General features: G+C 56.0%; 11 protein-coding genes and 1 tRNA gene. 11 read left to right on the top strand and 1 reads right to left on the bottom strand.

What is annotated here, in order from left to right:
* Positions 1-19 precede the first annotated feature (19 nt).
* Genes HY751_03650 through HY751_03665 form a run of 4 tightly spaced genes read left to right on the top strand, consistent with a single transcriptional unit; the run spans position 20 to position 3,480 of the window.
* A complete protein-coding gene (locus tag HY751_03650) occupies positions 20-667 on the top strand; it encodes a dTMP kinase (GenBank protein ID MBI4665486.1) in 648 nt (215 codons plus the stop codon).
* Between the two features lies 1 nt (position 668).
* Positions 669-1,676, top strand: coding sequence for a DNA polymerase III subunit delta' (gene holB, locus HY751_03655; protein MBI4665487.1), 1,008 nt, complete (start codon positions 669-671; stop codon positions 1,674-1,676).
* Positions 1,677-1,678: 2 nt separating this feature from the next.
* The gene (locus tag HY751_03660) at positions 1,679-3,046 is read left to right on the top strand and encodes a hypothetical protein (GenBank protein ID MBI4665488.1); all 1,368 of its coding nucleotides are present in this window, start codon (positions 1,679-1,681) and stop codon (positions 3,044-3,046) included.
* Between the two features lie 8 nt (positions 3,047-3,054).
* Positions 3,055-3,480, top strand: coding sequence for an SH3 domain-containing protein (locus HY751_03665; GenBank protein ID MBI4665489.1), 426 nt, complete (start codon positions 3,055-3,057; stop codon positions 3,478-3,480).
* A gap of 19 nt (positions 3,481-3,499) precedes the next feature.
* On the opposite strand, the gene HY751_03670 is transcribed toward HY751_03665, so the two are convergent.
* Positions 3,500-5,614, bottom strand: a complete 2,115-nt coding sequence (locus tag HY751_03670; protein ID MBI4665490.1) for a response regulator — start codon at positions 5,612-5,614, stop codon at positions 3,500-3,502.
* 302 nt (positions 5,615-5,916) lie between these two features.
* Between HY751_03670 and amrA the strand changes: the two genes are divergently transcribed.
* From amrA to HY751_03705, 7 genes are all read left to right on the top strand, one after another.
* Complete coding sequence (gene amrA, locus HY751_03675) at positions 5,917-6,510, top strand: AmmeMemoRadiSam system protein A (GenBank protein ID MBI4665491.1); 594 nt, start codon at positions 5,917-5,919, stop codon at positions 6,508-6,510.
* A 92-nt stretch (positions 6,511-6,602) separates the two neighbouring features.
* Positions 6,603-6,679: transfer RNA gene (locus HY751_03680), tRNA-Asp, on the top strand.
* Positions 6,680-6,829: 150 nt separating this feature from the next.
* Entirely contained in the window at positions 6,830-8,968 is a 2,139-nt protein-coding gene (locus HY751_03685) for a PAS domain S-box protein (protein ID MBI4665492.1), read from the top strand.
* A 170-nt stretch (positions 8,969-9,138) separates the two neighbouring features.
* Complete coding sequence (gene pckA / locus HY751_03690) at positions 9,139-10,722, top strand: phosphoenolpyruvate carboxykinase (ATP) (GenBank protein ID MBI4665493.1); 1,584 nt, start codon at positions 9,139-9,141, stop codon at positions 10,720-10,722.
* A 25-nt stretch (positions 10,723-10,747) separates the two neighbouring features.
* Complete coding sequence (locus HY751_03695) at positions 10,748-11,857, top strand: hypothetical protein (GenBank protein ID MBI4665494.1); 1,110 nt, start codon at positions 10,748-10,750, stop codon at positions 11,855-11,857.
* Positions 11,858-11,974: 117 nt separating this feature from the next.
* Positions 11,975-14,215: a PAS domain S-box protein gene (locus HY751_03700; protein MBI4665495.1), complete on the top strand. Its 2,241-nt coding sequence runs from the start codon at positions 11,975-11,977 to the stop codon at positions 14,213-14,215.
* A gap of 79 nt (positions 14,216-14,294) precedes the next feature.
* Positions 14,295-15,416, top strand: a complete 1,122-nt coding sequence (locus HY751_03705; GenBank protein ID MBI4665496.1) for a glycosyltransferase — start codon at positions 14,295-14,297, stop codon at positions 15,414-15,416.
* Positions 15,417-15,440 lie beyond the last annotated feature (24 nt).

Genomic DNA, 15,440 nt, shown 5'->3' on the forward strand with positions numbered 1-15,440 from the left:
CGTAAATGGAAAAAATTCGATGACAGGCGTTTTCATAACCTTCGAAGGAATCGAGGGAAGCGGTAAAAGCACCCAGATAAACCTTCTGGCCGACAGGCTTCGGGCCGATGGCTGGCAGGTGGTTGTCACCCGTGAGCCCGGCGGCACCCCTGCGGGTCAGGCATTACGGAAAATCCTGCTGGATCCGGCCACGGGATCGCTTGATTCACTTACCGAACTGTTGCTTTTCTCCGCCGCCCGGCGGGAACTGGTATCCAAAATCATAGCCCCGGCGGTTTCGGCGGGGCAAATCGTATTGTGCGACAGGTTTGCGGACTCCACCGTGGCCTATCAGGGATACGGAAGGGGGATGGACATATCGTCGATCAAATCCATCACACAAATGGTTTGCGGCGATGCTTGGCCGGACAAGACCATTATTCTTGACCTGCCGGTGGAGGATGGTTTGAAACGGGCCTCGGCGCGGTTCGCGGTGGAAGGCCATGCCGAAGCCAGGTTTGAGTACGAAGGGGTTAAATTCCATATCCGGGTGCGCGAGGGATTCCAGAAAATCGCCCAGGCCGAGCCGGAAAGGGTAACGCTGATAGGCGCCACAGGAGACGTAGAGGATGTGGCATTGAGCGTTTATGAAAGTGTAAAGCGAATCCTCCCCGCAAGGAACGCCTGACATGCTTTCGTTGTCGCAAATAGCCGGGCAGGAAGGGGCCGTAAAAATCCTCCAGTCCGCCTTGCCGCCTGGTGAACCAGCTTCGGGCTATCTTTTCACCGGCCCCGAGGGGGTTGGCAAACGCACAACCGCGCTGGCTTTCGCCCGGGCGTTATTGTGCGCGGAGAACGGGAAAGACGCCTGTGGCCATTGCGCCTCGTGCAAAAAAGCCGAAAGCGGCAACCATCCGGACATCATCATGCTGGAGCCGGAAATCCGCGATAAGAAGGTTAAGGAAGAGATTTCCATAGAGCATGTCCGCAAGCTTATCTACCGGCTTGGTTTCAAACCCTACGAATCTTCAAGGCAGGTGGTGATAGTGGAAGGGGCGGAAATGATGAACCTGCCAGCGGCCAACGCCTTTTTGAAAACGCTGGAGGAGCCGCCGGGAAGGACCGTGATAATACTGCTGGCCGTGAACGCTTTCAGGCTTCTTCCCACCATACTGTCCAGGCTCCAGAAGGCCCGGTTCAATCCATTGCCCTTCGAGACCGCCGTGGAGCTTTTCATGCGAAAGCCGGGTGTCACCGTAGAAGAGGCCGGGCGGCTGGCGGCGTTAACCCGGGGCGCGCCGGGCATGGCGGAGGAAGAAAGCATATCGGCGCTGAACCGCCACCGGGCCTATGCGCTGTCGCTGGTAAGCTCTGCCACCAGCCAAGGCTCCACCGCCGATGGGTTTAAAGTGGCTTTCGAGCTGGACAAGGCGGCGGACAAGGCCACTTTCGACAGGACGCTGGAAAGCCTGCTGGAGATAATAAAGGACCTGGCGGCGATAAAAACCACGGGCGGATATGATAAAGTTGTTAATATGGACATTGTGGAGGAACTGAGCCGTTTGGCGGCGCGTCTGCCGCTAAGAAAGCTTTTTACCGCTTACGAGGCCACGCTCGATATTTCCCGGGCACGGCGTCTAAACGTGAATCCGCTTCTGGCGGCCGGCCTCATTCATCATGAAATCAAACTGCGGTAACCGTGAAAGAAAATGACAATGCGGCGGACGGCGTGGCCGTCCCCGAAAAACCTATAGATATGGATAGCGGCTTCGAATTCACCATGGAGCCTTTCTTCGCCTCCGGCGCCGTGACCATGGATCAGGAGCCAGCCAACGCCCGCCCCGCCGGGCCGAGGGAAGAGGCGTATGTAATCGGCGTTATCAACCGGATGGGGGGCAAGGCCGCGGACTATTACTGGAACGGGCTGGACCTGCCTGTGGGGACGAAGTGCATAGCGCAGGGGGAAAACGGGCCGTTTTTCGGCGCCGTCACTTTCGCCAGAAGACCCCTTGGCGCAGTATGCCCAAGGAAAAAACCGGTGGGCAAGATTATCCGCCGCGCCACCGAGGATGACTTTAGCCGGGTTGAATCTCTTATAAAGAAAGAAAAGACGGCCATCAAATATTGCCGTGAGAGGATTTTGGACTGCGACTTGGCAATGAAGCTCACCAAAGCCCATTACACCTTCGACGGGACCAAGGCGGTTTTCTTCTTCACCTCCGAGGGTCGGGTGGATTTCCGCGACCTGGTGAAAGACCTGGCGGCCTTCACCCGCATAAAGGTGGAGATGCGCCAGATTGGGGTGCGCGACGAAGCCAAACTGCTCAACGGGCTGGGCCCATGCGGGGTGGATCTTTGTTGCGCGCGTTTCCTGAACGATTTCGCGCCGGTGTCCATCAGGATGGCCAAGGATCAGAACCTGTCACTTAATCCCGCCAAAATCTCAGGCGTTTGCGGCAGGCTCACCTGTTGTCTGGCTTACGAGCATGAGACATACAAGGAGCTGATGGCCAAAGCGCCCAAGATGAACAAGATGGTGCAGGCCCCCGATGGCAGGATTGGCAGGGTTTACATATTGAACGTTTTACAGGAACGGGTTGGAGTGCTGTTCGAGGACGGCTCCAGGGAAGAATACGGCCTAACCGAGGTTAAACCCGCCCAGAAACCTCACGGCCAGGCTTTCCAAAAACCGGAAGAAAGAACCGCCCCACCCGCAAGAAGAGAGTCGGCGGCGGATAAAACAGCCCCACGGGAACCCGTTCCCATTACGGAAACACAACCCGGAACCGAGCCGGACGAGCGGACTGCCAGGAAAAAACCCAGACGGCGAAAGAAAAAACGGGGCGGCAGAAGCGAGGGTCAGCAACCGGCTGACGGTCAAATGGAACAAAGACCGCCATCGCAAGGCCCGAGGCCGGCCCCCGGCCCTTCCGCCGGTTCCAGCCCCCCAAGCGGGCAAAGCAGGGAGGAGCAGGGCCGCCAGGGTCAGCGCCACTCCGAAAGACGGGACAGGAAATGGTTGAAACGCAGAGAAAGCCAGGGGCCGGAAGAATCTTCCGCCTCCTGACAGCGGTTTTGGCGTTTTCAGCCATAACCTTTGCCATGGCTGGCGCCGCCTACGCGGAAACGGTTTACATCGAAGGCAAGTCGGGTAAGTTCCGCTCGGGCCCTGGCACCAATTACAAGGTGCTATGGGAGGCGCCGCGTTACACTCCCGTGGAGTTTCTCGCAAAATTCCAGAACTGGTACGCCCTGCGCGACAAAGACGGCGACGTGGGCTGGGTTCACGACCAGGTGGTGGCCAAAGGCAAGGCCGCCGTGGTGGTGGCCAAGAAAGCCGACGTGAGAAAAGGGCCGGGCAAGAACAATCCCGTGGTTTTCACCGTGGAGCGGAGGTACCTATTCAAGGCGCTGGAAGAAAAGAAAGACTGGATAAAAGTGGTGGACGCCGATGGTGACGGGGGCTGGATAGCTAAAGAAGCCGTTTGGCTTTCCAGGTAAAAAACCAGCCGCCCGGTCTTTAAAAGTTAATCGGGTTTACCTTGCCGCCCGAGCGTGGATTGTAGCGTTTCACCCGGTTTCTCCCGCTGTGTTTCGCGTCGTATAACGCCTTGTCCGCCATCTCAACCAGTTCACCGCTGGATATCCCCTCTTCCGGCGTAACAGTGGCGAAGCCCACGCTGATAGTGACCGTTGTGGCGATGGTGGAGTAAAGATGGGGTATGCCCATGGCCTCCACCTCCATCCGCATAATTTCCGCCACGGCCACGGCGCCTTCAAGATCGGTCAACGGCAATATAAGGGCGAACTCCTCGCCGCCGTATCGCGCCGCCAGGTCGCTGGAACGTTTGGACTGTTCCTTTATCTTGGCCGCAACCTTTTTAATGCACTCGTCGCCCATCTGGTGCCCATAAGCGTCGTTGTAACGCTTGAAATAATCTATATCTATCATCAGCATGGAAATAGGGTGCCGCTCCCGGATGGCCCGTTTCCATTCGGAAGCCAGTATCTCGTCGAAATGACGCCGGTTGGCCAGCCCCGTAAGCCCGTCCATAACCGAAAGGCGCTCCAGGATGTGGTTGGCGTCCTCAAGCTGTTTGAGCGTCACCTTCAGTTTGCCCTTTTCCTCCTCCAGCTCTTCTAATAGTTTGCGGCTTCTCAGATGGGAGGTTATGCGGGCTATCATCTCCGCCTCGTCGAAGGGTTTGGTGATGAAATCCACCGCGCCTTCGGCGAAGCCGCGCACCACGTCCAGCTTGTTTTTGGATGAGGTGAGCATCAGCACGGGAATCCGGTAAAACTCGTCGTTCTTTTTCAGATTGTTGATGAACTCGAAACCGTCCATCTTCGGCATGTAACAATCGAGCACTATAAGGTCGGGCCTTATCTTTGGCATGGCCTCCCACGCTTCCTGCCCATTCTTCGCCGTATAAACGTTGTAACCGTTCTTCTGGAGGAAATAACGTATTATGTGCCTTGTGGTGTCGCTGTCTTCCACCACCAGTATTTTCTCGGACTTGCGTATCTTCGCCGACTCGCACAGCATCCTGATGAAGGAGTTGAGCAGGCCGGGCGAAAATGGCTTTGAGAAATATTCCACCGCCCCCGCCTCAAACCCCCGAAGGCGCAAATCGTGGGAATCCGACGCGGTGACGAAAATAACCGGGGTTTCAGCGGTCTCCGGGTAGTCCTTAAGCAGGCGGCAGGCCTCCAGCCCGCCCATCACCGGCATTTCCACGTCCATGGTGATGATGTCCGGCTTCTCCCGCCTGGCTATCTCCAGCGCTTTCTCCCCGTTTTCGGCCATTATCAGGTTGCTCCAGGTGTGGAACAACTCTTTGTGGATGGCCATCCTGGCGCCCAGGCTGTCGTCCACAATCAGTATCTTCTCCGGCCTCTTTTCAAATTCCGACCGCTCAATCCTGATAACGGTGTTGATAAGCTCGCTTTCCTTAAGCGGCTTTCTCAGGAAATGGGTGACGCCGGCGTCGAACGCCTGTTGCATTATGTCTTCGTTGAGGTTGCTGGAAAGAAGTATGGAGTATATTCCAGCCGTGGCGGGATTTCCCAACAGGCGTTTGCACAGCTCGTACCCGTTCATGTCCAGCAACACGTTGCTTGTAATGATAATGTCGGGTTTGTATTTGGAGGCCGCCTCCAGCGCGTCAAGGCCGGACTTGGCGTGGGCCACGTCGTAACCATATTTGCGCAACATGCTTTCCAGCAGTTTGCCGATGGTGCCGGACGGGTCGCAAACCAGTATTTTCTCCAGTTTTTTGCGTTTGGCGTTGTAGTTCATCAGCTCGGCGTGAAGCGTATCCTCGTTGATGAACTCCTGGGCTACAAGTATCTCCCCTATCCTCACCTTCCGGCTGGTGCGCAGGTCCAGCAAATATCGAAGTTGAGTGGCGCTTATGTATCCAAGGGAGATGGCCGCCTCCCCGAACATCATGTGTGGATGCCCCTCCATGTAGGAGAGGATTTTTTCCACGTCCAGGTCGTTGAGGTAGTTTTCTTCCCTGGCTATCTGGCCCAGCAAGCGGTTCTTGTTCTGGATGGAAAGGGCCGTTTTGTGCTGTTCAACGGTTATTACTTTCCGTTCCACCAGATAATCGCCGAAACCTTGCGCTTTCATCTCGCCCCAGTAAATGTAGTAGAGCCGATTATTTTCGATTACTGCTTGGTGGTTTTTGTTACAGGCTATTGGCCCAACCGGCAAAGGACCAAAGAAACATTAGAGTAACATCTTTTTGCAAAATACAAGCACGGTTTTTTTCAAAATTACAGGGGTATAGCTCAGGAACAGCCAAATTTATTACCTTCGCTGACGCTACCCGTAAAAGGATGGCCATTTGCGCCCCGGTTCAAGGGTATAAACGGTTTTCACAACCCCCGGCCATGGGTTAAAATCATATATAGGGAAGGGGGGGGCGGAAAATGACGCCCACACAGTTAGGGGAGAAGGAGAAAATTATCCTTCTTAAAGCCGCCCGGGAATCCATCGTAAAGGGATTCAGAGGCGCAGGAACCGAGCCGGTGGCAAATAACCTTGCGCCGTCATTGAAGGAAGCCCGTGGCGCGTTCGTGACGCTCACCATCAAATGTTCCCTGCGCGGGTGCGTGGGATATATAGAGCCCGTGGCGCCCCTTTACCAGACGGTGGCTCAAGCCGCCCAAGCCGCCGCCTTTGAGGACACCCGCTTCTTCCCCCTGACCGAAGGGGAGTTAAGCGAGGTTGAGATAGAAATTTCAGCGCTCACTCCCGCGCGGCATGTCTCCTCCTGGAGGGAAATAGAGTTGGGCCGGCATGGGATCATCATGTCCAAATACGGGCGCAGGGCGCTATTCCTGCCCCAGGTGGCCCCCGAAAATGGATGGGACCTGGCCACCACCTTAAGCCATCTATCCATGAAAGCCGGGCTTAATCCCGATGATTGGCGCGAAGGGGCCGATTTCCAGGTGTTTGAAGCGGAAGTGTTCAACGAAAAAGAAATTAAGCCGCTTCTGGCCCCGCAAACCGCCCCGGCCTGACCTTTCTGGGCGGCCCTAAACCCGCCCATTGAAAATAATCCGTTTTTCCTTTTGACAATCCCACGCGCCGCTAAATATAATTAGGGTTTCGCGGGGTCGTAGTTCAGTTGGTTAGAACGCCGGCCTGTCACGCCGGAGGTCGCGAGTTCGAGTCTCGTCGGCCCCGCCATTTCTAACTACCCAGTTCTAACCGTTAAGCTCAAAATGGCCGTAAAAACCCGGCCATTTGTCCGCCACCCCTGATTTTTCAGGCTGTAATCCAGCGTTTTATAAGCGATAATGTCCGGCAGGATAGTTATAAAAAGGCGGCTTACGGCAAATGCGCTCCGGGGGAGAGTTTCTAAAAACCATCACCATCCGCTATATCCTGGCTCTGGGCCTCTTGGCGGCTCTGGCTGTGGTGGCGTATGCTGGCGTTTATTATGTCATTAAAACCCAGGAGTATTCCGCCGAGATAATCAACCTGAGCGGCCAGCGCCGGTGGCTTTCACAAAGAGTGGCGCTTGTCGGCCTTCACCTTACCGACGACAAGAGCATAGCCAACCGCAACGTGGAGCGTAAACGGTTGGTGGAAACCATCGTTTCGCTGGAGAGTGTGCACAATTATCTGCTCAATGGGGACAACCCCATGAGCCTGAAGGCCGGGATGACCCCGGAGATGAAGTCAATTTACTTCTCCCCTCCCCACAACCTGGAAATGCGGATAAGGGCGTTTATAGATTGGGCCAAGCTTCTCGCCAAGGAGCCGGATAACAGGTTGATACATGAAAACCCGTATCTCGCCAAAATCCTTGATGCCGCCAACTCGTCCCTTCTGGAAGCGCTGGACGCCGCCGTGACCCAAACCCAGAAAGAGAGCGAGGCCAAGGTCAGGAATTTGCATTCCCTTGAAGCCTTGGCGCTGGTGGCGATGCTGGTCGCGTTGGGGATGGTGGCCCTGTTCATTTTCCGTCCCATGGCAATGGCTGTAAGCCAAAGGGCCAACGAACTGATAAAAAGCGAGAAAAAGCTTAAAGACATCGCATCCTCCCTGGGCGAGGGTGTATGCGTTATAGACAACCAGTGCAGGCTTTCATTCATGAACCCGGAGGCGGAGCGCCTTTTAGGGTGGAGCGGCGAAGAGCTTTTGGGCGCGAATCTGCACAGCGCCATCCGCGCGGACCATAATGATGAAGAAAACCACGGTAGCGCGGCCCACCCATTGTGCGAGGCCATTTTCACCGGCGAGCGCCAGAGGATTTCCGGGGAGGACGTTTTCAGGCGGCGGAACGGGGATCTGTTCTCCGTGGCCATAGTCGCCACGGCCATAGGCGATGAAGGCGCGCCTATCGGGGCGGTAATCGTGTTCCATGACATCACCGAGCGCAAAAGATTAATGGAGGAGCTGACCACCGCCCGGGACATAGCCGAGGAGGCTACCAGGCTGAAAGACCAGTTCGTTTCGCTGGTGTCTCACGACCTCCGCTCGCCGTTGAGTTCCATCACCGGCCTCCTGAAAATGATAGAGACCGATTTTGACAAGGGGGACGTGGCCCGGAGCGCCCGCCTGGTGGTAACGGCCAGGGAGAGCGTGGAAAGGCTGTTGAGCATGATAAACCAGCTGTTGAACATCAGCAGGCTCAAGACCGGCAAGATAATACCCAGGCCCGTATTTTTCGACGCTGGCAAGGCCGCCGCCTACGCTATCGGGGAGGTTTCCCACCTGGCCCGGGAAAAGGGTGTGCGGCTTATAAACGAAATCCAACCCGGTTACAGGCTTTTCGCCGATTCGGACTTGTATCCGGTGGTGTTGCGGAACCTTCTGTCCAACGCCGTCAAGTTCTGCCGGCCGGGGGATGACGTGACAATTTACAACCCTCCCGGCGAGCCGGGCGTGGTGGCCGTAAAAGACACCGGTGTTGGCATACAGGATTCCATAGTACAGAACGTTTTCAGGCACGAGGTGAAGACCACCACCAGGGGCACATCCGGCGAGGTGGGCGCGGGGCTGGGCCTTCCATTCTCCAGCGACATATTGGCCGCCCATGGCGGAACCATCACCGTTGAATCCAAACTGGGTGAGGGAAGCGTTTTCTACGCAAAGCTTCCTCCAAAACGCCCCCTGTGCCTGATAGTGGACAGCGATGAAAGCGAAAGCCGCAGGATGGCCGCCGCGCTGAACCTGATAGGTGTGGATTGCGTGGAAACCCGCGATGTGCCCGAGGCTCATATCGCCATGACCGCAAGACAGCCCGACCTGGCGGTCATATCCGTCCGGGAGGGGGCGGCCAGCGCCATAGAGCTGATAAACACCCTGGGAAGCGAGGGGGGTCTTGCGGAGCGGGGCATTATCTTGATTGACCTTAGCCCGGCGCCTCAAACCATCGACGAGATCCGCAGGACCGGCGTGCTCCACGTGGCTCGGACCAGCCTTTCAAACGCGGCCCTTATGGATCTGGCCCGGCAAATAGTGGGCTGACCCAGTCCTGGAGGCGCCGCATAATCTTTAACGCAATACTAAACCGCAAACCCGTTCTATACCGCCCCGCCTTGTGTTATTCTTTGAACCATAATGAGTGTTTTATATCGCGGGTTTAACTCAAAAACACCAGGGGGAGGTTAAAAGCCATGAATGGCAATCCTGATCTGATGAAAGAGCTGGCCGGTCTCGGGTTCCACAATCTCAACCAGGTATATAGAAATCTCACCACCCCGGCTTTATACGAAGAGGCTGTGCGGCGCAGGGAGGGCTCCATCTCCCACCGTGGGCCGTTTATAGTGCGCACGGGGCAGTACACGGGCCGGTCGCCCAACGACAAGTTCATGGTGAAAGAGGGCACCAGCGAGGCGCACATCTGGTGGGGGGAGGTGAACCAGCCCATAGACGAGAACAGGTTCGACAGCCTTCTCTTGCGCCTTACCGCCTACTGGCAGGGCAAAGACATGTTCATCCAGGACTGTTACGCCGGGGCGGATCCCAAGTACCGCCTGCCGCTCCGGGTTATAACCGAGGACGCCTGGCATTCCATGTTCGCCCGGGACATGTTCATAAGGTTCCACGATGTAACGGAGCTTGAACACCATGCCCCGCAGTTCACGGTGATAAACGCCCCCAGGTTCACGGCGGATCCTGCGGTGGACGGAACCCGTTCTGAAGCGTTCGTTATCGTCCATTTCGGCAAGAAGCTTGTGATTATCGGCGGCACAAGCTACGCCGGGGAAATAAAGAAATCCATATTCACCGTATGCAACTACATGATGCCCCGGCAAAGCGTGCTTTCGATGCACTGCTCGGCCAACATAGGCCCTCAAAGCGACGTGGCCATATTCTTCGGCCTGTCGGGCACCGGGAAAACCACCCTTTCGGCCGACCCCACCCGCAAGCTCATCGGCGACGATGAGCATGGATGGAGCGACGACGGGGTGTTCAACTTCGAGGGGGGCTGTTACGCCAAGGTGATCAAGCTCTCCAAAGAAGCCGAGCCGGAGATTTTCGAGAATACCGAGCGGTTCGGAACCATCCTGGAAAACGTGGCAATGGACAACCTTAACCGCCGGATAGATTTGAACGACGGTTCTTTTACGGAGAACACCCGGGCGGCCTATCCCATCACCGAGATCCATGTGCCCAACGCGGAGCTATCGGGAAGTGGCGGCCATCCAAAAAACATTTTCATGCTCACGGCGGACGCCTTCGGGGTTCTCCCACCCCTCGCCAAGCTCACCCACGCGCAGGCCATGTACCATTTCATTTCCGGATATACCGCCAAAGTGGCCGGAACCGAACGGGGCATAACAGAGCCTAAGGCCACGTTCTCCACCTGTTTTGGCGCCCCGTTCCTGGCGTTGCACCCCACGGTGTACGCCGACCTTCTGGGGAAAAAGATAGAAGAACACGGCGTGAACTGCTGGCTGGTCAACACCGGGTGGACCGGCGGCGCCTACGGTGTGGGCTCCAGGATGAAGATTAACCACACCCGCGCCATGCTCCACGCCGCGCTTGAAGGAAAGCTGGCCAACGCGGAATTCGTTGAAGACCCGGTCTTCAAGATCAGCGTGCCCAAAAGCGTGCCGGGCGTGCCCGACGGGGTGTTGATTCCGCGTGACACATGGCAGGACAAGGCCGCCTACGACGCCGCGGCGAAAAACCTGGCCCGGCTGTTCGCGGATAATTTTGAAAAGTTCGCTTCACTGGCGTCGGACGCCGTGAAATCGGCGGGTCCGCGGGTTTAGCCCCCACTCCCTTCTTTTTGAGCAAGTGAGGCGAGCGGGTCCGGAAGGTGGCGCAACGGAAACAAATGGCGGCGGGCTGAGGCTCATCCGGTCCGCCGCGGCGTTTTATGATTCCCTCATGGAAGACCTTTCCATGGCCGTGGAAAGGGTGCGCATCCAGACATACTGCATCGAGCATGGCCCCATAGCCAACAGGCTGGCGCAAAAGCTGGCGGAGCTGGTGGCGCGCGGCGTGCGGGTGGAGTTCATGTACGACTCCGTGGGAAGCATGAACACCCCTTTGTCCTACTTCTACCGCCTTTCTGAATCCGGCGTGCGTGTGATGGAATACCGCCCGCTGAGCATTCCCCGGAAAAATTATTTTATAGTCATAAAATCCATGTTCAGGCGCAACCACCGGAAATTCGTGGTTATAGACTCCCGCACTTATTACGTGGGTGGCATGAACATGGGGGAGAGGTTTCTGGACTGGGAAGACGTAATGGCCCGTGGCGAGGGAGCCCCAGCGCAGGATCTGCTCGAGATATTCGACAGGGTATGGGAAAAGCGGAAGAAAAAGGGGCCAGGCCCGTTGTCCATCAGGCTTTCAAAAGAGGTGGAGGCTCTGGAGGGAAGGCCCAAGCGGAACAATTACCCGATAAAAAGGCTTTACGTTTCCGCCATAAAGAAAGCCCGCAAAAGGGTGTGGATCGCCCAGGCCTATTTTCTGCCACGGCGGAAAATAATGAAAACCCTCATCCGGGCCGCCATGCGGGGGGTGGATGTGCGGGTGGTGGTGCCAGCCAGGTCGGACGTGCCGCTGGTGGATTTAGCCTCCATCGCGTCAATAATCAAGCTTGCCCGACACGGCGTGAAGGTTTACCGTTACACTCCGGCCATGTTGCACACCAAAATGGCCCTGATAGATGACGCATGGCTCACCGTGGGCACCGCCAACCTGGACTCCATGAGCCTGTACTGGAACCTGGAGCTAAACCTTGTTATCCGGCGCAGGGAAACGGTGGAGGAGGCGGCCACGATTTTCGGGGATTACTTTGAAAATTCCATTCCCGTGGACGAGGAAGCGATTAAACACATCCCCCTTCACAGGCGGCTTTTGGGGAGATTTTTACAATACTATGGCTGGATATTATAAAATATCCGGCGTATAATTTTTTCAAATCCGTCTGGTGGCTCCACCCCCTTGCCATCAACGGTATTTGCCCGCGGCCAGCTTAAGGCCGGGTTGGTGTCTTGTTTTCATTTTTCAACGATGCGACGTTTATCGTTTCCTTTAAGGTTTGTCATACCTTGCGCCCTATTTCTGGCCGCAACGGTCATATCCACGTTCTTTCTGATTGTAAGCGTCAACGAGTCCTACGACAGGACCGACAGCGAGATGGCCAGCCATGCCGGTTTTCAGGGTTCCCAAATGACGGACATACTGGAAAACTTCCTCCAGAAAGACGATTTGGAGGGCGCTAAAAGGGCATTAAGCTGGATAGGCTCCGAGAAGTTGCTAAGGGTCGCCTTTCTTGTGGACGGCCAGGACACGATAATCCTGTCCACCTCTTATGAGCGCGTAGGGAAGAAACTGGCGGACACCAGTCACGCCGGGGATTCCAATCTATTCAACAATACTCGTAAGACCTTCTCCCGCCAAACAAGCGTCAGCTCCGATGGGTATCTGATGAAATCCACATTCCCGCTTGTTATGGGCTCAAGGTTATCCTCCGGAGCCGGGACTAAAACCGGTGTGCTGTATATCGAATACGACCTTGCGGGGGCCAAAAGGGATTCGTTGAAATCGGCTTTGAAAGATTTCGTGGAGCTTACCACAATAACAGCCCTTATAAGCCTGATCACATGGGCGCTGTTCACTTTTACGCTCACCCGGCGGATCAACCGGCTCCGGGAAACCTGCGCCAGGCTGGCCGAGGGGGACATGGACGCCAGAGTTAATTTTGAAGGCACGGACGAGTTGGCCTATGTCGGTCAATCATTCGACAACATGGCCTGCAGGATCGCCGAGAAAACCCAGGCCCTGATAGAAAGCGAGCAACGCTATAAAAACCTTTTTGAGAACGCCGGTGACGCCATTTGCGTTTTGGAAATAGAAAGCGGAAAGGTCCTGGAGCTTAACCGGAGAGCATGCCAGATCAGCGGGTACTCGGCGGACGAGCTTGCGGAAAAAAGTTTTTACGATTTGTGCGCTGGCGAGGGAGGGGATTTGGACCCCCGAGACAGGCTGAAAGAGTTTATTGCGCAAAAGCCCGGGCCTGGAACGCTGAACATTGTGATCCGGCGGAAAGATGGATTACACGCCCATCTGGAGGCCGGGGCAGTAATAACCAAGATGGGTGGGCATGAGCTGGCGCTGGTGGTGGCCAGAGACGTTACTGAAAAAAAACAGGCCGGGGAGGAGCGCCTGAGGCTGGTAAAGGCCATCGAGCAGGCGCCCGTGTCGGTGATGATAACGGACACCAGGGCCAACATACAGTATGTAAATCCCGCGTTTGAGGCGTTAACCGGCTACTCGTTGGGCGAGGTAAGGGGCAAAAACCCCAGCATTCTCAAAAGCGGCAGGCACGACGCGGAATTCTACGAGAATATATGGAAAAACATCACCAGCGGCGTCCCATGGAGCGGCAGGATGGTAAACAGGAACAAGAACGGTGATTATTATCATGAAGAGGCCACCATATCACCGGTTATCGGCCCTAACGGTGACATCCTGAATTATGTCGCCATAAAGCTGGACGTGACCCAGAAGGAATACCTTGCCAAGGCCCGGGAATATTTCCGTTCCATCACCTCCCACGAACTTCGCACGCCGCTCACAAAACTGGGGTACGCCATGGTTGTCCTTGAAGCCAAAGGCCAGGACCACGACTCGAATACCGGAGAGGCGCTGGAAGTGTTGCATGAAGTTTTCTCGGGCCTGGAAAGGATAGTGTCGGCCACCACTTTGCTCAACGATATAAGCGTGGCCGATCGAAAGTATGGTTTCACAAGGCTCCATCTTCTGCCTTGCCTTTCGCGGTGCGTGGAAAAAACAAAACTGGGAATTGCGGCTGAGCGGAGGGACGTTTACATATCCATCGAGACCGGCGACACTCCGGAAGACACCCGGGTTGTCGGCAATGAGGAAATGCTCCATCGCGCGTTCGATGAGGTGATGTCCAACGCGGTGAAATATTCACCGGAAGGGGGATGGGTTCTTGTGAGCGTGGCCAATCATGGCGATATGGCGTCCATAAGGATAGCGGACAAGGGCATCGGGATGCCTAAAAAGCTTATTGAACGCATGTTCGAGCCGTTCTTTTCTATTGAGAACCCGCAACTCCACTCCACCGGCAGATACAAACACCTGGGTGGAGGCATCGGCCTGGGACTCTCCATAACCCGGATGATAATCGAATATCACAACGGGGGCATCCACATATCCAGCGAGGGGGAGGGAAAAGGCTCCCTTGTCACCATCACCCTGCCTGCAAACCGTCAGGACAGCTAAGCGGCAATCCTTGCGCGGAGCGATTGATTACACGGCCCCGGTATGTTGTAATCTAGCTTTTTAATTTTCGAGGGCTGGGTTGATAATCCTTTTCGGGACCAATTACCGGGTGGGGCAGACGGGCCATTTCGCCCATATCGCCTTACAAAGGATGGGGCACACCGTAATACCCTTCACCGCCGTTAAAGATGCCCCGGAAGACTGGATAGTCACAGGGCCGGATGTGGACGCGGTGGCCCTTTTCGAGCAAATCGGCGGAAAGGCCGACGCCTTCTTTATGGTGGAAAGCTCCACAGGCTCCCCGTTCCTGCCCCGCCGCATCGAGGAGCTTTGCATCCCCACCGCCTGCTGGTATTACGACAACTATCTCAATTTCCGGTGGAACAAGGAGGTTGTGGCGCTGTTCGATTACGGATTCTTCGCCCAGATGGGAAGGGTAAAGCAGGCGCGCTCCTACGGGATGGGGCATGTGGACTGGCTCCCATTCGCCGCCGACGAGGTGTTCCACCGCAATTTCCACATGGAGCGGGACATAGACATAGGCTACCTTGGCACCATCACGGAACAGAAAAATAAGTACTTCAGCCAGTTTGAAAAGTGCGGCTTGAAAGTGGTGACCAACGAGCGGTTTTACAGTTTCGACGAGATTGGCAAGTTCTACAGCCGTTGCAAGGTGGTATATAACATCCTGGCCCGGAGGGACTTGAACGTGCGCGCATTCGAGGCCCCCAGCGCCGGGGCGGTGTGCGTAAACCAGGGTTACATAGACGAAGGCGCCCATCTTATCTTCAAGGAGGGCGAAACCACCATGTACCACCGGTTCGCCGACGCTCCGGAAATTTGCAGGCGCCTGCTTTCGAACCCCATAGAGCTTGAACGGATGTCCCAAAAGGCCGAAGAACTGGTGCTGACCGGGCACACATACCGCCACCGGATGGAAAAAGTTTTGGAGTCTCTGGCCCGGGGGGTGTCCAACGGCCGGATGGGCAGGAGAGCCTCTTTCGCCGCTCCGGTGGCCGAGTCGCTCACCTGTGGCCACCGGGATTTTAAGTGGCGGGACAGGGCTTACGAAAAATTGGCGGAAGCGTTCCGCCGGGGGCCGCTGGGAAATGTCGTATCATATCTGTTCCGTTACGCGTTTTGGCGGATACGGGAGAAGCTGGAGAAACTCTGGTGGTCGCTTGGGAAGGCCCCGGTTTAGCGCAGGATTACATGTGAGGTTGAT

Source organism: Nitrospinota bacterium (assembly GCA_016208975.1).
Lineage (GTDB): Bacteria > Nitrospinota_A > UBA7883 > UBA7883 > JACRLM01 > JACQXA01.